This is a genomic window from Guptibacillus hwajinpoensis (genome assembly GCF_005144865.1).
GTDB classification, from domain to species: domain Bacteria; phylum Bacillota; class Bacilli; order Bacillales; family Guptibacillaceae; genus Guptibacillus; species Guptibacillus hwajinpoensis_A.
The window spans coordinates 338,589-357,207 of record NZ_SWFM01000002.1 but is presented as its reverse complement, the minus strand read 5'-3'; the positions used below and the strand labels follow the sequence as shown (position 1 = coordinate 357,207).

The 18,619-nt window shown below is 34.9% G+C and carries 17 protein-coding genes; 11 read left to right on the top strand and 6 right to left on the bottom strand.

What is annotated here, in order from left to right; genetic code table 11:
- The first annotated feature begins 279 nt into the window (after positions 1–279).
- The 3 genes from FBF83_RS09100 to FBF83_RS20815 all read left to right on the top strand — a co-directional run bounded on the left by FBF83_RS09100 (position 280) and on the right by FBF83_RS20815 (position 4,197).
- A complete protein-coding gene (locus FBF83_RS09100; RefSeq protein WP_136946835.1) occupies positions 280–2,688 on the top strand; it encodes a dynamin family protein in 2,409 nt (802 codons plus the stop codon).
- Positions 2,689–3,060: 372 nt separating this feature from the next.
- Complete coding sequence (locus FBF83_RS09095) at positions 3,061–4,005, top strand: hypothetical protein (RefSeq protein ID WP_136946834.1); 945 nt, start codon at positions 3,061–3,063, stop codon at positions 4,003–4,005.
- A gap of 15 nt (positions 4,006–4,020) precedes the next feature.
- The gene (locus FBF83_RS20815; RefSeq protein ID WP_169525294.1) at positions 4,021–4,197 is read left to right on the top strand and encodes a hypothetical protein; all 177 of its coding nucleotides are present in this window, start codon (positions 4,021–4,023) and stop codon (positions 4,195–4,197) included.
- 906 nt (positions 4,198–5,103) lie between these two features.
- Here the strand turns inward: FBF83_RS20815 and FBF83_RS09090 are convergent.
- Positions 5,104–5,532 carry a hypothetical protein gene (locus tag FBF83_RS09090; protein ID WP_136946833.1) on the bottom strand — a complete coding sequence of 143 codons (429 nt, stop codon included), beginning with the start codon at positions 5,530–5,532 and terminating at the stop codon, positions 5,104–5,106.
- Between the two features lie 79 nt (positions 5,533–5,611).
- Positions 5,612–5,698 carry an ATP-binding protein gene (locus FBF83_RS21430; RefSeq protein ID WP_420875129.1) on the bottom strand — a complete coding sequence of 29 codons (87 nt, stop codon included), beginning with the start codon at positions 5,696–5,698 and terminating at the stop codon, positions 5,612–5,614.
- A 1,854-nt stretch (positions 5,699–7,552) separates the two neighbouring features.
- On the opposite strand from FBF83_RS21430, the gene FBF83_RS09075 reads away from it, so the two are divergent.
- Positions 7,553–7,861 carry a hypothetical protein gene (locus FBF83_RS09075; RefSeq protein ID WP_136947160.1) on the top strand — a complete coding sequence of 103 codons (309 nt, stop codon included), beginning with the start codon at positions 7,553–7,555 and terminating at the stop codon, positions 7,859–7,861.
- Between the two features lie 169 nt (positions 7,862–8,030).
- Here the strand turns inward: FBF83_RS09075 and FBF83_RS09070 are convergent, their stop codons facing one another.
- Positions 8,031–8,315 carry a hypothetical protein gene (locus FBF83_RS09070; protein ID WP_136946831.1) on the bottom strand — a complete coding sequence of 95 codons (285 nt, stop codon included), beginning with the start codon at positions 8,313–8,315 and terminating at the stop codon, positions 8,031–8,033.
- A gap of 305 nt (positions 8,316–8,620) precedes the next feature.
- Here FBF83_RS09070 and FBF83_RS09065 point away from each other — a divergent pair, with 305 nt between their 5' ends.
- From FBF83_RS09065 to FBF83_RS09045, 4 genes are all read left to right on the top strand, one after another.
- The gene (locus FBF83_RS09065) at positions 8,621–9,988 is read left to right on the top strand and encodes an FAD-binding oxidoreductase (RefSeq protein WP_136946830.1); all 1,368 of its coding nucleotides are present in this window, start codon (positions 8,621–8,623) and stop codon (positions 9,986–9,988) included.
- A gap of 347 nt (positions 9,989–10,335) precedes the next feature.
- Positions 10,336–10,668, top strand: a complete 333-nt coding sequence (locus tag FBF83_RS09060) for a hypothetical protein (protein WP_136946829.1) — start codon at positions 10,336–10,338, stop codon at positions 10,666–10,668.
- 967 nt (positions 10,669–11,635) lie between these two features.
- Positions 11,636–12,856 (top strand): peptide ABC transporter permease, encoded by a 1,221-nt coding sequence (locus FBF83_RS09050; RefSeq protein ID WP_136946827.1) that lies wholly within the window; start codon positions 11,636–11,638, stop codon positions 12,854–12,856.
- A complete protein-coding gene (locus FBF83_RS09045; RefSeq protein WP_136946826.1) occupies positions 12,853–13,515 on the top strand; it encodes an ABC transporter ATP-binding protein in 663 nt (220 codons plus the stop codon). Before FBF83_RS09050 ends, FBF83_RS09045 begins: the two co-directional genes overlap by 4 nt.
- A gap of 391 nt (positions 13,516–13,906) precedes the next feature.
- Here FBF83_RS09045 and FBF83_RS09040 read toward each other — a convergent pair whose 3' ends face one another.
- Together FBF83_RS09040 and FBF83_RS21355 are read right to left on the bottom strand one after the other, a co-directional pair.
- Positions 13,907–14,710, bottom strand: coding sequence for an Ltp family lipoprotein (locus FBF83_RS09040; RefSeq protein ID WP_240688041.1), 804 nt, complete (start codon positions 14,708–14,710; stop codon positions 13,907–13,909).
- A 180-nt stretch (positions 14,711–14,890) separates the two neighbouring features.
- Positions 14,891–15,403: a TM2 domain-containing protein gene (locus FBF83_RS21355; protein WP_338109123.1), complete on the bottom strand. Its 513-nt coding sequence runs from the start codon at positions 15,401–15,403 to the stop codon at positions 14,891–14,893.
- A 570-nt stretch (positions 15,404–15,973) separates the two neighbouring features.
- Between FBF83_RS21355 and FBF83_RS09030 the strand changes: the two genes are divergently transcribed.
- Positions 15,974–16,297, top strand: a complete 324-nt coding sequence (locus FBF83_RS09030) for an ATP-binding protein (RefSeq protein WP_240688040.1) — start codon at positions 15,974–15,976, stop codon at positions 16,295–16,297.
- A gap of 87 nt (positions 16,298–16,384) precedes the next feature.
- On the opposite strand, the gene FBF83_RS09025 is transcribed toward FBF83_RS09030, so the two are convergent.
- A complete protein-coding gene (locus FBF83_RS09025; RefSeq protein ID WP_136946825.1) occupies positions 16,385–16,672 on the bottom strand; it encodes a hypothetical protein in 288 nt (95 codons plus the stop codon).
- Positions 16,673–16,846: 174 nt separating this feature from the next.
- On the opposite strand from FBF83_RS09025, the gene FBF83_RS09020 reads away from it, so the two are divergent.
- Entirely contained in the window at positions 16,847–17,158 is a 312-nt protein-coding gene (locus FBF83_RS09020; RefSeq protein WP_136946824.1) for a hypothetical protein, read from the top strand.
- Between the two features lie 410 nt (positions 17,159–17,568).
- Positions 17,569–18,519, top strand: a complete 951-nt coding sequence (locus FBF83_RS09015) for an HNH endonuclease (RefSeq protein WP_136946823.1) — start codon at positions 17,569–17,571, stop codon at positions 18,517–18,519.
- The last annotated feature ends 100 nt before the right edge of the window (positions 18,520–18,619 follow it).

The following is an 18,619-nucleotide window of genomic DNA, read 5'->3' as shown; positions in this document are numbered from 1 at the left end:
CATCCTCACTCCTTTACTATCTATTAGAATGATCTAGCTAATAGGCTAATCTTTCTTGTTTCATTGATTAACTACTTCAGCCTGTCACTATATACTCTTCCAATTCATTAAGGATTTTTGCTTAGAATATAGAAAGCGGGATATGCCCTTACCGACTTCCACAACACCGTTAAAGTAATAACAATGGCATATATTGGAGGTAGACAGATTTCCATCTAGAAATTTAAGTATAGGACAATAAACCTTTAACGATTCAACTTGTAAGGAGGGGTAGCTGTTATGGATTGGAAAATGAGACTTTATGAAACTATTGAGCGATTAAAAAATTGGGTACCCGCTAAGCATGTAGTTATATTAAGTGAACTTAAATCAATACAACAGGATATATATGACCCACCAATGTTGTTAATAGCTGGTGAGTTTAATGCTGGAAAGTCTACTTTTATTAATGCGCTTCTAGGTAAGAGGGTACTTACATCGGATATCATCCCAGCTACTTCTGTTGTTACAAAATTAACTTATGGCGATGAAGAAGAGGTCATTGGTCATTATGTGGATGGTCATTCAGAGCGTTTCGATCGTTCAGAACTTGAACAATTGACTGTGGAGAGCGAGGGTAAATGGCAAGGTACTCTTCACAGTGTTTCATATATTGAATTAAGGTTACCAGAAAAACGTTTAGAAAATTTAACAATCGTTGATTCTCCTGGTTTGAATTCTGGGTATGAATCGCATACTTCTGCAACAATTGAATTTATGAAGCGAGCGGATGAAGTAATATGGCTCTTTAATTACCAAAATTTAGGTACCCAGTCCGAACTCTCTCAATTGAAGAAAATGCGTGAGATTGGTTTAGTGCCTTATGGTGTCGTAAATCGGATCGATTTACATAATGATGAAGAAGAAAGTTTGGAAGAGTTTCTTGAAGCATCGTTTAGAAGAGTAAACGGGCTTGTTAATGGATTAATAGGTATATCTGCAAGTGAAGCGCTTGAGGGCAAATTGGAATCTAATTCTGAATTGTTGAAATGGAGTAATTGGAATGTCATTGAGCCTTTAATTTTACATATCGAAAAGACAAGCGAAAGGAAAAATAACAAATTATTCACAAGACTAGCCAATTCACTTACAAAGATAAATCAATTAATTGTAACTCAAAACAAAAAATTCACTAATTTCCCACTTAGATATTCACTGAAAACTTTTATAGAAAATGAGTTATTTGTATTGTTAAAAGAACGTGAATTAGTAGAACCTGCATACAAAGAACTTTTATTTCTCCAAGCTCACTTTAATGTTACACCTGATAAAATAAATACTATTAAGAAGGTTAATAGGTGGGTGTTGGAATATGAAAATGTAAAAGGTGAAACGAACGCTATTCGGTTTTGGAAAGAGGATCTCCTACCAGAATATGAGTTATATAATAAAGAAGTAACGTACTATAACAAAGAATTAGAAGAGATCTATCCAAACATCCAACAACTCAAAAAAGAGTGGGAAGAATTTAAACTTCCGGTTTTATTTGGTACGAAGACATTGAAAGCTAAAATTAGAGAAAGCGAAAAATATCAAAAGAAAATTGATGATTTTACTGTAAAACACAAAAATCTTATGGTTAGAATTAAGGGTTTAAGATCAAAATCAATAGAAATGGATGCACTCCTTCAGGAGGAGAAAAAAGCTCTTTATAACGAACAAACAGAGAAAATATATCAACAAGTTCATAAGTGGAATGATTCTTACCTTAGAATGAAAAGAGAATTTAAAGATGTAGAAGATGATTTCCTGGATGATGTAATGGCTTTTGAACAAGATTTAATGTGCTATATTGACATATTGTCTCCTCTTTTTTCTAACATTCATTTGGAAGAGAGGTTACTTGATTCTTATCAGCGCTGTTTTTATATATTCAGTAAAACCAAATCTTATTTGGATCTATATCCTAATAAAACAAGTATTGAAGCTTTTAAAGATTTTAGAGATTTAGATACTTTAAAAAATGTCTCTATTAAATCAAATCACATAGAAGGTGTTCAACCTATAATATTGACTCACGTTAATAAACCTCCTCAACTAAAGGTGAATCTAGATGGCTATTACAATAATATTAATGCTACTCGGTGGGGATTTAGTATTCTAGCGGGTATCGCCACCATTTTGTTGTCAATTGCTATTACGAATAATGCAGAAAAACCATTTGACGATATAAGTAGAGATGAAACTGTAACCGCTATTAAGGAAGAGGTTGAAAATGGTGCTCAAGTAGAAGACTCATCCCAAGAAAAGAAGGGAGAGATGATGCAGGCAAGTCTAGATGAAATGATAATAGGCAATGCAATTAAAGCATATTATGGTAACACCACTGGTCTTGTTAACTTAATCATGATCGACTCGATAGATGAATTTGGTGATAATGATGAATCAGTAGAATTATTAGAGCGAATACTTACAAGAGCAGGAACCTTTCAGTTAGAAGTAATAAGTACAAATGAAAATGATGTGTTGCAAGCGTATATCTGGATTGAAGACATGTTAGTTAATGAAGAAATGGTGAAGCAAGGTATGGCAACTCTTAGCGATGATGTCTCAGATAGTAAGTATGAAAATCGTTTAAGGAAAGCTGAAGAGTTTGCAAAAGAAAATGGCTTAGGAATTTGGGCGGAGGAAGAACAGAGTGAAAATTAAACAGATGTAAAGGAAGAAACCTTAAGTATAACAACTAATAATGGAAGAGATATCGCGGGTGGAACCCCGTTGATCATGAAATAGCGGACGGTTCTGTTATTCACTTGTATTAAGTTAACTTTAATTCAGTAAATCTAGTAAATTGTTTACTTATCACTTTCATCTTTAACTTAGGCCGTCCCCATTAATTCACGCCCTATAAATCAAACTTTGCGATAACCCCTCCACACCTTCCAACTCAAACAGATAGCCGGTTGTGTTGTATTTAAAATAGAATCTCGGGAACGGTTATACTAATTTATTTGCAAAAAAATTCTTATTTTTTTGACATTTACGTTTACAGCCTCAACCCCAGGGGTAGTTTCCAAAAGAATGGAAAATAAAATATATTTGGGGGTTATCAAAATCGAAAATGTAATGCGCAAGAAAAAGGTCTTAGTATCAAGCTTAGTGTTCATGTTGTTAGGTTTTATCTTAGCTCCGTTCGGTAGTTTAACTGAAAATAAAGTGGAAGCTGCTACGAATCAAGTATTAAGTGATGAGATCATTCAGGCTGCCGATCCTTACATAAAAGCAGTAGGCTCACACACGCAACCGCCAAGCACATCCGACGGAAGTGAACCCGAAGAACCAACCGATACGACCGAAAGTGGAAGTGATGAAGGAGGTGTAGATGACCACATAGAGCCTTCTGAAGGTGGTGAAGTCCCACCTTACCCTCCCAAAGATACAAAAGATGATCCTTTTTACGGAATGAATGCTACTAATGCTGCTACAAATGACGGAACAACACCAGATCAAGAAAATCTACCAGACCCGTATTACTATAGCTTTGGAATTTCTGATGTGGACTTAGAAGCGCTAAAGAGTGATTTGGGTGAAGAAAAAGCTCAACAGGTAGTTGATCAATTAGAGGTTACAAACGAAGCAATGAGGGAATTCGACTTAAAAGATGCAACCGTTGCAACGAATGTTGTAACTCTTGTTGGACAAAGCGAGGAATCTCAACAAGACCCTACTTGCCCTCCTGAAAAATGTTATTCACCAGATGATGTTGAATACGGAGAGAACGATATAAAATTTTATTGGTGGGGCATCGAGACTTCCCTATCTGAATATGTTGTATCCGTTCTAGAGAGAGGAACAGTTACCGCTGGTGTTACTTTCCTTGGTTATATTTTCGGTACTGGAATTGGAGCTGCTTTTATGTTTGCTCTAGCAGAATTTGTTATTAATGAATTCGTCGATCGATATGCCGAACCGGTCATAGTAACGGCAGTTTATCCCGGAGTTGTAATAGAAGCTAGTACCCCTTAAAGAGAGGTGATTTAATTGGCTCAAAAAGCAAAAGGTGCAACGATAGCTTCCCTTATTGCTCTAGTGCTAGTAGTAATTATTAACCTCATATTAGAAGATCCACTCATTATCAACATCTCTTCTGCTGTGATTGTATTTTTAATTATTGCATTTGGAAATCGCTTTAAAAATAAGGAGAAGAAGGAGCATTGATGAAGCGCCTTTTTAATAATAGGTTAAGGGACGGAGGGACAGGTACCTATGTCCCTCCGTCCCCATGTCCCTTATTCCACCCCTTTACTCACGCAGTTATTTCAGTATAGAATCACGAGAACCGTCTCACGGGGACGGATCTACTGATTAACTCGCTTATATAACGAAAAAAACCAGGTGAACTAATCACTAGAGCGGTTAGCCACCTGTTTTTTCGTTTACTTATATTTGGATCAATTAGTTTAATTCTTGAGAAGAATTAAGAGAATTACCCTTGAGTTTCTTTAATATACGCACAATGAAGCTGAGCACTAAAACCGATATGCTGTAAATGAAAATAACTAACGAAACTATTACTATTCTATCTAGTAAGGTTAGTCCCCGCAAAAACAAACTACCAATTATAATAGCCACTAGCATTGCTCCTGAATAGGTTACGAACATTTTCTTTTTTGTTGGCTCAGTTCTAAAAAAAGTTAATAGGGATTAACGGAGACTAATCATTCTATTGATTAATGTCCTGGTTTTTCTTTTTGTATAAGTAAGTTGTCCTGTAGACATATCTTTATCAATACCTTTCTGGAAAATATAATTCAGACCATAGTCTCATATTTCCCCGACTAAATTTGTGGAAAAGGCGTGGCATCTATTAATTTTTTCTGATAACGAACGATACACACAAAAGGAAGAAGTATAATTTCCAATAAAAACATTGCAAAGAAACAGGAAATCTCAAAAAATAGATAAGAAAAAGCTAGTACCATTACTGCAGAAAAACAGTTCAGTATCTATGGTTCCGTCCGAGATACCATATAAATTTAATAATCTAATTATTACTTATTAAAAAAACATCCAGAGATTATAATTCTGGATGCTAAATATTTTCTTGTTGCACATGAATATTAGTTATCTGTTATAAATATTAAAAGTACTTGATTCTACGACATCTACTAAAGATCCATTTTTATACAATTCAACTCCAACATAACTACCAGGATCCCCATAAAGATCTGACAAGTCTCTTAAATAGAATGACTTAATGGGTGTTCTATAACTAAAATACCCTTTAAGAGTAGGAGTATCAACAAAAGTTGAACCATACGAATCAACGCTCGCCTCATAATTTAATTTAGGACAGTCTCTGCTTTCTGCATACCAATCGATTGTTGTAGCACTCGAAGTATATGCTGAATAATCTGTCCATACTCTTACTTCACATCCAGAAATACCGTATACAGATTGCCAACTTGACATGGCTGCTTCTGCTTGGTTCATCGGTAGGAATGTAAGAACACTAATTAAACCTATCATTAAAAATGATACTATTTTCTTCATAAAAAGCCCTCCTAAAATTATAAACAACCGATATATTATATCACAATATTATTCTCTTTCCAATTTTAACTTATATATATTAATTTGAGAATTCACCTATTTCATTTAGAAATAATACGCCTCTATGTGCAAGCGACACTTCCCCTGGCTTGGGATTGGGAATCACGGGGACGGTTCTCGTGATTCAACTCAGAGTTTAAACAAACTGAAATAATAGTTAGCCACCTGTTTCTTTATCTATTAGCCTTAAAAACCTAATTAAAGTTAGAATGTATTATGAGAACCATCCCATTAACACCTTAAATAAGCGTATAATGAAGCTGAGCAATATAACTGAAACGCTATAAATCATAATAACTAACGTAAGCATTAAGATTTTATCCAATAGGGTTAGCCAAGACATAAACAAACTACTACTTATGATAAACACTAGCATAGCTGCTGAATAAGTTAGGAACATCCTGTTTTTTGTAGGCTCACCTCGAGAAAAATTAAATGGTATTATCGGATTAATAAGCGCTAGTATAGCCATAGTGCCACAGTAATACCCTATAGATATAAGTGATTCAACGAGCTTATCGTTGTAGCTTAAATCGGGATTGAAAATGAATGCGTCAAGAAAAAGCGATAACATCGAAGTAGTACTGTAAGTTCTAAAAACCTTTACCCGTGATCTCATTTTTTTCGTTATCCATGGTAAAACCAATCGTGGATTGATCATTCCTATTATAAATGCACAAACCGAAATCATTAACGTTATAAAGAAGAAAATATCCATGTTCCCCTCTCTTTTGAAGTCCTAAATTATTGTTTGATAAACTACTAAAACTCCCAAATACCTTCAATTATTTTACCATCATCAATGGTACCCTTCCATGCTAAGGTCACCAGAACGATTCTTCTGATTCTCTCGTTTACATAAAAGAAGAAAAGCAGATGAGTTAATCATATAATGATTAACTCATCTGCTTTTTTTAGTATTAATAGAGGAAAATTCATTTATTTTGAATCACGAGAACCTTCCCCGTGATTCGGAAGCTAACCATAACCTTCTCGCTAAGTCAGACGGTTTAAATCATAATACCTCTTTCACGCAGTTCCCTAAAAGACAACATACTGGTAAGAGTCTTATTCATTATGGCTATTCTTTTAAATTCCAGTCTTCAGATGAGTTAATTAAATTCTTAAATGTCATATAGAAGACAATTAGTAAGAATGTAGTCATGGGACGGTTCTGCTGATTCATTTGTACACAAAATACAAAAGGGAACAGGTGAGTTAATCTATAGATTTGCTCACCTGTTCTTTAAGGTTGAAGAGATTTAATCCAACATTGAAGTGAATCACGAGAACCGTAACCGTGAATCTAGATAGTAACACCCATCGAATTAGCGAAAAGGATTTGATACATAAAATGAATATTTTAGCTGTGTGTTGTGGTGCTATTGGATTCTTTCTAATCAGTAATTTGTTGTTTTCATTGTTATATATGCTTAGTAAATCGGCAGGGAAAGGGTTTTATCGCTGGACTTCACATGATGACTTAGAAATTCTAGTCATCGTGACTGCTCCATTATTCGGATTGACACAATACGTAGCAAGTACATTATATGAAAAATACAATTGGTTTAAAGCTAGAATTCTTCTAATCCTTTACTCGATTTTATTGGTGATACTAGCCATCTTGTTCTTTATTTTGTTTGACTTATTATAGTAGCAACATAACACTAGTACACGAATGGACTACAGAATCACGAGAACGATTGGCTCCAGATACTGCATCACTGGGATGGTTCTACTGATTCACACTTTTTATATAAACAAAAACCAGGTCAACTGATCCATAAAACGGCTAACCTCCTATTTATCTTCCGTATTTTTTAAACTATTAAACTCAGAAATGAATCACGAGAACCGTCCCCGTGATTCTATTAAATATACATTGAATGAATGAACAGATAAGTTATTCGGGTGGATATAAAATTAATCAACTAATACAATAAAGGATGTTATAAACTTGATGGAGTTTCTTGCAATAGCGTGCGGCGTTATCGGAATGGCTTTAACCTTTAATCTATTATTTTCTTTTCTATATCTAATAAGTAAATCTGCAGGTCATGGATTATATCGTTGGGTAGTTCATGACTTGGATTTTTTAATGGTGCTGTCATTCCCTATATTTGGCATAACTGAATTTGTAGCTAATAGACTTTATAGTAAGTTTAATTGGTTTGCAGCTAGAATCTTACTAATTATATACGCTATTTTATTATTCGTACTAGCTATCATTTTCTTTATTATATTTGGTGAAATTGCTGGTTCGAAGTAAAACTGAAAATCAAAAGGATTAATCAAATATGTCTTAATTTAAGCCGTTGTTTGAGTGATTTGAATAAGTACAACTTAACCAATATTATCAAAGCCATACCACCATGCACCATGCATGTTGATATGGCTTTTTTTGAATTATTAGTGGAGCAATAGCAGTGCAAAAAAACCTACAGCCCAAACAAATAAGTCACCCCTACTGCAACGATAACCATACCGGCGATAATGGCCAGTCCATAATGATATAAAGCATGATTCTTATTACCCTCTGTCCGTTCTCTTATTCCATAACGTAGGATTCGAACAAAGCAGTACGTCATGAAAAGTCCCGCGGCAAAAAGATTATTATCAGGGTTCGAATCGAACATTAACACGATAAAACCAACGATTAAAGCAACATAAAAGAACCCTAACACAGCTTCCCACCGATTGTTTTTCACAGTCTCTTTTATCACTTCCATCTCCTTATTGAATCTATTCGATACCTCTCTCCTTACTCCTCAAACTACCTCGAAGAAATCCACCAAGCAAAATGACCGCAATGTGCATTAGTACTAGCACCGAAAGTAATAACATTACTTTTCTTCTTGAAAAAGACTTATAGACATTTCAAGTTTTTGTATAGTAGGCTTTTTCTCCTACTCCTATGTACTTATAAAATTTCCCTTTATTTCTATTTTTTATTATTATACCGATCCATTATTATCCATCGTATGTTATAATGAACGTCTGTTTTATTTAATCCAATTGGGGGGATTTTATGTTTCAAACATTAGAAAAGCAGGTTGGCGATCGATTAATTTTGCCAAACCACGAGAATTTTGATGAGGCACGCAAGGTGTGGAACAGTGCGATTGATCGTAAACCAGGTTTGATTGTGCGTTGTGAAACCGAAGAGGACGTAAAAGCTGGCGTTGCTTTCGCTCATGAGAACAACCTTACCGTTTCAGTCAAAGCTGGCGGGCATCACCTGGGAGGTCTTGCGGTAGGTGATCATGCTGTGATGATCGACCTATCTAACATGAAAAAGGTTACGGTAGATACTGAAAAGAAAGTGGCATATGTACAAGGGGGAGCCACTTTAAAGGATGTAGATAACGAAACACAAAAATACGGACTTGCCACACCGACTGGAACCGTATCTGAGACCGGGATTGCTGGCTTAACACTGAACGGTGGACTAGGCTATTTAAGAGGAAAATATGGCCTTACGTGCGACAACCTCGTTGGAGCAACAGTTGTTACAGCATCAGGTGAATTGATCGAAGTAAACGAAACGAGTCATCCTGACCTCTTCTGGGCACTCCGTGGAGGCGGCGGTAACTTCGGGGTCGTCACTGAGTTTGTCTACCAGCTCCATGAAGTGGGTCCTGAAGTGTTAGCGCTTGATGTAATGTATGATTACAAAGACGCGAAAGACGTTATTAAGAAAGCACAAACCTATATGAACGATGCCCCTGATGAGGTCTCGATTAACCTGACGATGACAACCTTGCCTCCTGCACCGTTCATCCCAGATTTTCTACATATGAAAAAAGTCATCATGTTGACTGGCATGTTCGCTGGAACGCCTTCCATAGGCGAAGAGGTCATCAAACCTTTGAGAGAACTAGCAGAACCGATCGTTGATGGGACAGGCATCATGCCGTATACCCAGCTGCAAAGCAAGCTCGACATCATGGTCCCAGAGCACGTTCCCGTACACGGAACCTCCCTCTACTTCAAAGGACTAACAGATGACGTGATCGATACAATCTTAACTAAAATTGATCACGCTCCAGCACCGAGTGTACTTGTTCAACTCTGGTCGCTTCATGGCAAAATGAACCGTGTCGCTACAAACGAAACGCCATACGCTATCCGAGATGCTAACTTCGTTCTTCTTGTTGATATCATGGCGATGGATGTGGAACTTGATCTATGCAAACAGTGGGTAGATTCGGTTTATGGAAGTCTACTATCATCCGCCCATCACGAAGCTTCTTACTTAAATGGCATTACACCAAGCGAGAAAGTTGTCAAAGCTGCGTTCCGTGGGAATTACGAACGTCTAGTGAACGTTAAGAACATGTATGATCCTAAAAATGTGTTCTGTCATAATCATAATGTTGTGCCAGGGGATAGATAGAGGAAGTTGAAGAAGCTCAAGAATCGGTAGATTCTTGAGCTTCTATTATTAGCAATGCATTTTTTGTTAGTGAATCACCGGGACGGTTCTACTGATTCATTGCACACATAATACAAAGAAGAACAGGTGAGCAAATCTATAGATTAGCTCGCCTGTTCTTTAAGATTGAAGAGATTTAATCAAACATTGAAGTGAATCACGAGAACCGTCCCCGTGATTCTTAACAGGTTCGAGGGAATCCCCCTATTGAGATTTACACAACATTTTTGACACCACCTGTTGTACTTTAATGGATACTATGTTAAATTTTTACTGTAATAAATACTAATAGAAAGAAGGAATGTACTATGAAAAAGAAAGCGAAAAAGTTTATTATCTCGGGGTTGGTAGTTGGTGCAATGGGATTGGGTATAGGAAGTACAGCGTCTGCGGCATCTTTCGGATATAGTGCTAGTGGAGCCTCTTCTGTAGAATCTTATGAAATTAGATATGATGGTGCCGCCTGGAATTATTATAGTTCACCATATAAATGGACTTCGTTTAAATATTCACGAGATGGTAGAACTTTACTAAGTAAAACAGCCTATAGTTCCAAAGTGACAGGTTCTGTTTATGACGATTTACGATGGGGAGACAAGTATAATACGAAATTTAATTGGAACCGTGGGTCTTTAAGATAATTTTTCCCATTTGAATTCTTTAAGATATCTGCTTGAATCAATTTCAAACCTTTACCCTTTAGAGCTTCAAGGGTTTTAAGACACAAAAAAGTACCTCCCCAAAATGTCGAATTGAGTAAGCACCACACAAACCAATAATGTTTCGTATCACACGGTCAAACGGTCCAAAATCCATTTTGACCTCGTTACCTAGGTTTATAATGCTTCAAGATTGGCTACATAAGGGACGTACATTCTGCATGTTTGTCTTTCTTCAAAGGATTTAATTGTGAAATTGATTCGCTGAACAAAATTTAATGAAGTATCTATGAGATTTAATTATTGAATTATGGAAAATTGTTCGGGCCTGATAGGTATTTTTCCTACAGGGCCCGATTTTAAATAGGTATAATGTCATCGACTTTTAAATTGTATAAAGTATCGCATTACTTTAATTATGAATAATAACTTATTGTTTTCACAGCTACATAGTTGGTGTTTATTAAAAGGTGATACTATAATTTATAGATGCCATCTTTAAGGAGTAGTTTATGAAATATTCTTTATTTAGATTTATCGACGTTTTTGAGGCTTTTGCTATCTATCTAATCTGTTTTGCTTCAAACTTAATAATTATTTATGTTCAAACTTTGAATTTAGAAGGTTCTTCTATTATAAAGTCTTTTTTAAAAAGTATTATAGATTATCAACTCATAATAAATATTTTCCTTACATTTATTATAATAGTATTTCACTATCAATTTTTAAACCGTAGGAAAACAGAAATATCCTGCCGAATACTTGTAGGAGATACAATGGTAAATATTATAATTCGATATATCATGAATAGTCTATCTATATTAGTGTTTAGCTTTTTACTTTCACTTTCATTAAACTTCTATTTAGAGCTGAATGTAACAAGCAATCTCTACTTAGTTTTAATTTTTATTATATATATATTAATTAGTGTAGGTCAGGTGCAAAGAAAATGAGAATTTTACAATTTTTTATAACTAGAATATTTCTGAAAAGATGGATACTTGTTTTGGGGATGATATTATTACTTTTTTTAGCTAATTATCTTTCTTTTACTACTGCTCGTTCAATTATTTCAACTTACCAAGGTTATCAAGAAATGGAAACTCTGAATCAAGAAGGAACTTTTATTGCTAATCTAGACCCAGATAGTGAAGCTGATTTTGGTAAATTTAAAATAGATGATACCCAAAAAGTATATGAATATTTAAACAACAATTATACTTATGCTCTGCGAGCAGATGGTTTTGTCACTCCATTAGATAATAAACATAATATGGAAGTTTCTTTCAATTATATCAATGAAGAGGCTTATAAGTTAAATCAATTTAAATTATCTCAAGGAAACCAATTAACCTTCAATTATAATTTTAATAAAGAAAAAATACCCGTTTTAGTAGGTGCAGGTCTGGCCACCACATATCCTGTAGGGTCAAATATTGAGATTACAGATCCTGTCACCCAACAATTAGTCAATTTAAAAGTTCAAGGAGTCTTGAAAAAGAATACTCGTCGTTCTAATTTTTATGCTCCAAATTCAAAGAATTATTTCAATTTTTCAATTTTTATACCTGTGAATGAAAAATTTATTCAAAGTGCGGGTCTTGACCTTCACGTTAATAGTTTGATGGACATTGCGCTTCTTGATTCGACAAAAGAGAAATCAATGAATTTAAAAGAACATATCCAAGAAAATCTAGGTTTAGAATTTAACTTTTTTAGTCAACAAGAAAACTTTAATTACTTTGAAGATTATTATGTTAATTCATTAAAAATCATCTGTACTATTACCTTTATTTTACTCATAATAATTGTGTGTCTAGCTACCTGGAATACTTTAGTAAGTATTCGATTAATGATAAAAGACTTTACAATCAATTTATTAGTTGGATTAAGTTATTCAAAACTAAGAGCAATTTTTTATAGTTATTTTGGAATATTGTTTTCTATTAATCTAGCCATATTATTTGTGATAACCGCTTTCGATAGATACGGCTTTTGGTTAAGAAAAGACTCAACTTTTGCGACTTACGGAATATTTGGCTTAATTAGTAAGGATTGGATTGCTTTACTTATTGTTCTTTTTATAGATTTTATTATTGGGTTTACAATTGTTGAACTTACGATAAAAAAAATTAAAAGTATTCCGATCTCCGTGGGGGTGTTAAAATGAATAGTATAATTAAACTAGAAATACAGAAAAAAGTATTCAAGAAGAAAGGTCTTTCGATCTTAAATGATTTTGAGTTGGAAGTTGAACGTGGGGAAAGACTTTCTATTATAGGGGAGTCTGGAGTTGGAAAAACTTCTTTGCTTAATATTATTGGTCTACTTGATACAAAATATCAAGGGAGCTATAATCTTTTTGGTTCTTCTGTTAAAGATTTATCACAAAATAAACTAGCTGAGTGGCGTAATCAAAAAATTGGTTTTGTTCTTCAGGAGTCCGCACTAATTAATTCTTTGACCATAGAGGATAATATTAAATTGCCCCTTATGTATGCTAACATTGAAAAAGACCAAACTGTTCAAGAACACTTTAAACGAATAATTAATAAAATTGGAATTGAGCCCATTTTGAAAAAAAAACCTCTTGAGTGTTCTGGTGGCCAACGATCTAGAGCTGTATTTGCTAGGGCTGTAATTATGAATCCCCAATTAATTTTATCAGATGAACCAACAGCGTCTTTAGACTTAGAAAATAAAGAAAAAATTATCAATCTACTTTTTGATATGAATAAAGAATTTAATACTACTGTTATTACAGTGACTCATGATTTAGATTTAGCCAATCGTCATGAACGAATAATTACTCTCGAAAGGAATGAATAAAATGGGATTCTATATAATGATCATGTCATTCATACTTGGTATATTCTTTACCATTCTTGGTGGTTCTCGTTGGAAACGTAACTTTTTATACAAGGCTTTCATAGTGCTAGGAATCATTCTCATTCTTTTTGCTATCTATCTAGCAAGGCCTCATTAAGAATTATAGTCACATAAATCATTAATGAGTTATATTTTGTATCTGAGTCTGAATTTGTAAGAAATTAGTAAACGAATCACCGGGACGGTTCTACTGATTCATTGCACACATAATACAAAGAAGAACAGGTGAGCAAATCTATAGATTAGCTCGCCTGTTCTTTAAGATTGAAGAGATTTAAACAAACGTTGAAGTGAATCACGAGAACCGTCCCCGTGATTCTCGTGATTCTATTTAAAGCCCAATTTCATTGACCGCATAAGTGGCCTGCTCTTGAGTAAACCCGTCAAATACGAGTTGGTCAATCAGACCGCTACTTGAAAAAGACATCACATCAAGATACGTTTGCCCTGCTTTCACCGCCTGTTCGTTCCAATCGACAGTAATGTTTTCCACGGCGAAAGAAGCTTCTGCATTGCTGTATCCGTCGAATTCTAATTGCTCAATCAAGCCAGTTTTTGAAAATGCCATAACGGATAAGTATGTTTCTGCTGACCCAATTGCGTTCTGTTGTGCCAATGTAGGACTTGATTTTTCTGGCTTCTTTTCAGCTTTTTTCTTAGCCTCTTGTTCAGCTTCCTTTTTAGCTTCGTCTTCCGCCTCTTTCTTAGCCTTTTCTTCAGCTTCTTTCTTCGCTGCTTCTTCCGCTTCCTTCTTAGCTTTTTCTTCCTCTTCTTTCTTAGCTTTCTCTTCAGCAGCTTTAGCAGCTTCTGCTTCCTCTTCCGCTTTCTTCTTTTCTTCTTCAGCTTTCTTCGCTGCTTCTTCTACCTCTTTTGCTTCCTCTTCCTCTTTATCTTCAGCTTCTTCAGCATCAATTTTCTCTTCTTCGGCATCTACCACTTTTGCTGGCTCTGATGAAGTCGTTTCTGATTGTCCAGCATCAAGCACGGTTACACTAAAGATAAATACAATAACCAATGCCAACAAGGAAAGTCCATTTCTTTTTCCTTTTCCATTTCGCTTCACTAATCCAATAATCGTGATAACACCTACAATAAGTATTCCTAACATGCTAACAGCAAAGATAAATAATGACATTACAAAGCATCCCCCTTCATCCTAATTTATTTCTTCTTTGATGACTGAGATATATTTGATCGGTCCATCTGTACTTTCAGAATGGTACGAGTACTGATAACTATAACCATCTACAGTACTTATCTATTTAAGTACACGATTAGAGTTATAAGAATTAGGAGCGTTTTGGATTATTTAACCTTAAGCTGCTCGCCTGAAGAAGTTGCGATCATGCTTTGCTGCAAATGACTCATCACTAGAAAAGAGGTATAGAACACCTTCAATTATCCCAATGATTGTTGGAATGTACGTCCATACAAACAATAGATAAATGATTCCCCATCCCCATCTACCAAGATAAAACTTATGTGCGCCAAACGAACCAAGTAAGATAGCTAATACGCCTGCTGCGATTCGATTCTTGGAGTAGATTGGTAGATCTGTTCCATTTGAACCACTTGAACTAGCTGCAGAACTCGAAGATCCTCCACCGCCGCCTCCAGCATTCATAAAGACCATAGGATTTGTATTACTTTTACTTTCTTCTAACTTTTCAATCTTGCTTTGATTCTCTGTCATAATTTCACCAATACAAGTTTTACAGTAATTCTTCCGCTTTACTTCTGTGTTACACTCCTGACAAATAAATTTCCCACACCCTACACAAGTTCCAACGGATGTCTGATCTTCATGCATATAGCAGCTTAACCCCACACATACTCCCCCTTGAATGGCAATTAATTTCTATATCTATTATATACTACAATCATCATATTTATGGATAATTTAAACAAAATATTCCTTTTTAATAATTCCAATGAACTACTACTATCCTCATAGTCCATCCATAAATTATAGTTTTCTATTGGATATCCTCGCCATCTGTCTTTTCAATAGTTTTCATTTTGACTAACCCACCACCTCTATATACAAAAAAACACAACACAACGATGTCCCCTTCTCTAATTTGATTCTATCCAACTACCTACCTCATCCTCAGCAGTATCAATCACTTTTATCAAAACTTGATGCTTTTCTTGGCAGATTAAGATCCTCCCTGTTAATCACCAGGACAGCTCTGCTGATTCACACCCTTAAACAAAAAGAAACCCAGGTAAATTAACCGTAAAATAGTTAGATTACCTGGGTTTCTTTTTGAATGAGCTTTGTAAGAATTATATTGGGAAATGAATCACGAGAACCGTCCCCGTTATTCAAAGTGGCTATGAAGTCCGTTTTTACCGTGTAGCTCATTTAGTAGAAGAGTTGGAGCAAGCCTAAAGGTTGAATAAGCTCTCAGCATTTCGTGAAAAATTGGAGAAGGTAGATTTAATCATCCTGGATGAAATGGGCTACCTGCCGTTTAGTAAAGAGGGCTCTGAGCTACTATTCCAACTTATCTCTGAATTCTACGAGCAGAAGAGTTTAGTCATCACGTCAAATTTAGAGTTTAGTCAATGGAACAGAATATTTGTAGACTCTAGATTTAACGCTGCATTGGTGGATCGACTGATTCACCATGCCCATATCTTCTCTTATCAAGGAGAGATTTACCGCTTAACCACAATGCATTATCTAAAAGAATATAAAGAGAAGTATTACGGGTGACAAACCTCTGCACTTTTCTATTGCAAAATACAGTCTTATTATGAAATCAGTCAATATCCCTAATGTTTCCTCTATGTACCATTAGGTTCATGCACCTTGCAGTGAATCGCGAGAACCGTCCCCGTGATTCTTTATTTTCTTTACGGTGTTATATCTTTTCCAGTTATCCCCCATTGCTACTATTCCACCTAGAACAGTTTCATTCATTTCTATTAAATCTTGTAAATCACCTATCACTTCATATCCCAATACTTCTTTTCCAATTGGTTGAAATAGGTCAATGAGTCCCACTATTTTATATCGAGCTTCTTTCTCAACAATATCAATGACTACTTTACTATGACCACCTGACCCAAATATTTCAATTTTATCCATTAAATTCAATTCCCTCTCATTCTCTATTAACTTTAATTTATCAAAGTATTAAAATAGAAGATAGAAGATTTTACCTAAAAGGAGAATGATGTAAATAAGAGGATTATTGCTTATACTCTGGTAACCTTAAGTGTTCTACTAAGCTTATTGTTTTTTCAAGAGGAAGTGTCTACGTTGTCTCAAGAGGTGAGACTGAGTACATTAGTGGGAATAGCTGCAATAGCATCTGGCGTTTCAGGTATTCTGATGAGCCTATCAACAAAGCGAGTGGCTAACTTCGAAGCCATAAGGGAGTATTTCCAACAGGGTGATACACCAGAAATGATAAAAGCCAGGCATAAAATTTATGAATGTGAAAAAAAGGATGTTGATCTTGACCCTGAATCTGCAACACTAATATGTTCCTTTTTTCATTTCTGGGGAATTATGGTAAAAAAGGGTTTTTACCACTATGGATTTTCAAAAGCGCTTCAGGACCATCCATAGTTCGCCTTCACCACTTAGTAACACCATACATAGCACAGCGAAGACTATCCAATAACAAATATTATGGTGAAGGGTATGAATATCTTGCGAAGAGAATAACCAAGGAATATAAGTACACTTACATCCCACGAGCTGAAGATGAAGAAGTATAACTATACCCAACACAGTATATAGTTTTTGAGAGCTCAAAACCTAAAATCATCGGGAGGATTTTTTTATCTTATATTAAAAGGAGTGCTAATCAAAATAATGATAAGCACTCCTAAGATTTTTGATATAGAAGATAGATTCAAGCAGATTTTTCACGTTTATAGAGTGAGTCATGAGAACCGTCCCCGTGATTCCCGTTTCAATGTAAAATGGAACATATTATCAATTTAAGTTTTCAAATATATAAAGGGGGAACTATGATGAATCCTGAAGAAACTGTTGGTAAATTAGTGGACGCAAACAGAAGATATTTTGCAGTGGTATTAGGAAAATATCTTGAAGATAAATACATAGTTGATAATAGTTGGAGAAGTAAATCCGGATGGAATGAGGTTAAAAAAAGACACTTCAATAACGAATGTTTTTATTGTGGAGTACAAGAAGGCTATCAGTATACTCATCCAATATCTAAAAAAAATATGAGAATTATTTTACAAAAAGAGCATTTAGACAGTATAAGGATGGGAGGATTGGATGTAAAAGGGAATGTTGTCCCAGCATGTTCATTATGTAATAGAGAGAAAAGTGATACTAATTGGGAAGAATATCTCAATAAGAAAATTAAATCACAATCCATAAAAGATATAAAAATAAACAAAATAAATTGTTATAGAGAAAATTTTAGTAACTGGAGTAATTTAATTGAAGATACTATTTATAAGAATAGCAAGATTACATTGGATATAAAATTACAACAAGCAATACAATCTGCCCACCATTGGATAACAAATGAAATTTATCAAGATAAGCTTTATGAATATCTCTATCACATAACCACTATTAGGGAGTGGAACAACACACAAAATAGCTACTCTGCAGAATTTGAGATAGACGGGAAAAAAGGTACACCCTGTTCATATGAATTTCAAATTAATAATTATATAGACCGCCCATTAATGACTATCAATATGGAATCTGAGAAGATAATTATTCTATCTTTTAAAAAAGATGAGGTTGAAGGTCAATATGAAATGATTAACGTTGAAGGCGATAACTTTTTTTTGGTAAAAGGAGTGATTTCTTTAAATAAAATAACTTCATCAGAACCATTTTGCATATCACATTTTAGTGATATTAAGAATGCACTATCCAGTATAAAGCATTCTCTAACCAGCCAGGGGGTTAATTTTGCTGGCTACGAACCTAAATAATAGTGTAAAAGAATCACCCGGGGACGGTTATGCTGATTTACCTACTAATACAACAAAGAAAAACAAGGGGACTAATCGATAAAACGATTAATCACCCTTG

Coding starts and splice junctions, on each gene's coding strand:
- FBF83_RS09100 (WP_136946835.1), top strand. CDS start 280: ATGGATTGGAAAATGAGACTTTATGAAACTATTGAGCGATTAAAAAAT.
- FBF83_RS09025 (WP_136946825.1), bottom strand. CDS start 16,672: ATGGATAAAATTGAAATATTTGGGTCAGGTGGTCATAGTAAAGTAGTC.
- FBF83_RS09095 (WP_136946834.1), top strand. CDS start 3,061: ATGGAAAATAAAATATATTTGGGGGTTATCAAAATCGAAAATGTAATG.
- FBF83_RS09075 (WP_136947160.1), top strand. CDS start 7,553: ATGGAGTTTCTTGCAATAGCGTGCGGCGTTATCGGAATGGCTTTAACC.
- FBF83_RS09040 (WP_240688041.1), bottom strand. CDS start 14,710: ATGTCATTATTTATCTTTGCTGTTAGCATGTTAGGAATACTTATTGTA.
- FBF83_RS09060 (WP_136946829.1), top strand. CDS start 10,336: ATGAAAAAGAAAGCGAAAAAGTTTATTATCTCGGGGTTGGTAGTTGGT.
- FBF83_RS09015 (WP_136946823.1), top strand. CDS start 17,569: ATGAATCCTGAAGAAACTGTTGGTAAATTAGTGGACGCAAACAGAAGA.
- FBF83_RS09090 (WP_136946833.1), bottom strand. CDS start 5,532: ATGAAGAAAATAGTATCATTTTTAATGATAGGTTTAATTAGTGTTCTT.
- FBF83_RS09065 (WP_136946830.1), top strand. CDS start 8,621: ATGTTTCAAACATTAGAAAAGCAGGTTGGCGATCGATTAATTTTGCCA.
- FBF83_RS09050 (WP_136946827.1), top strand. CDS start 11,636: ATGAGAATTTTACAATTTTTTATAACTAGAATATTTCTGAAAAGATGG.
- FBF83_RS09045 (WP_136946826.1), top strand. CDS start 12,853: ATGAATAGTATAATTAAACTAGAAATACAGAAAAAAGTATTCAAGAAG.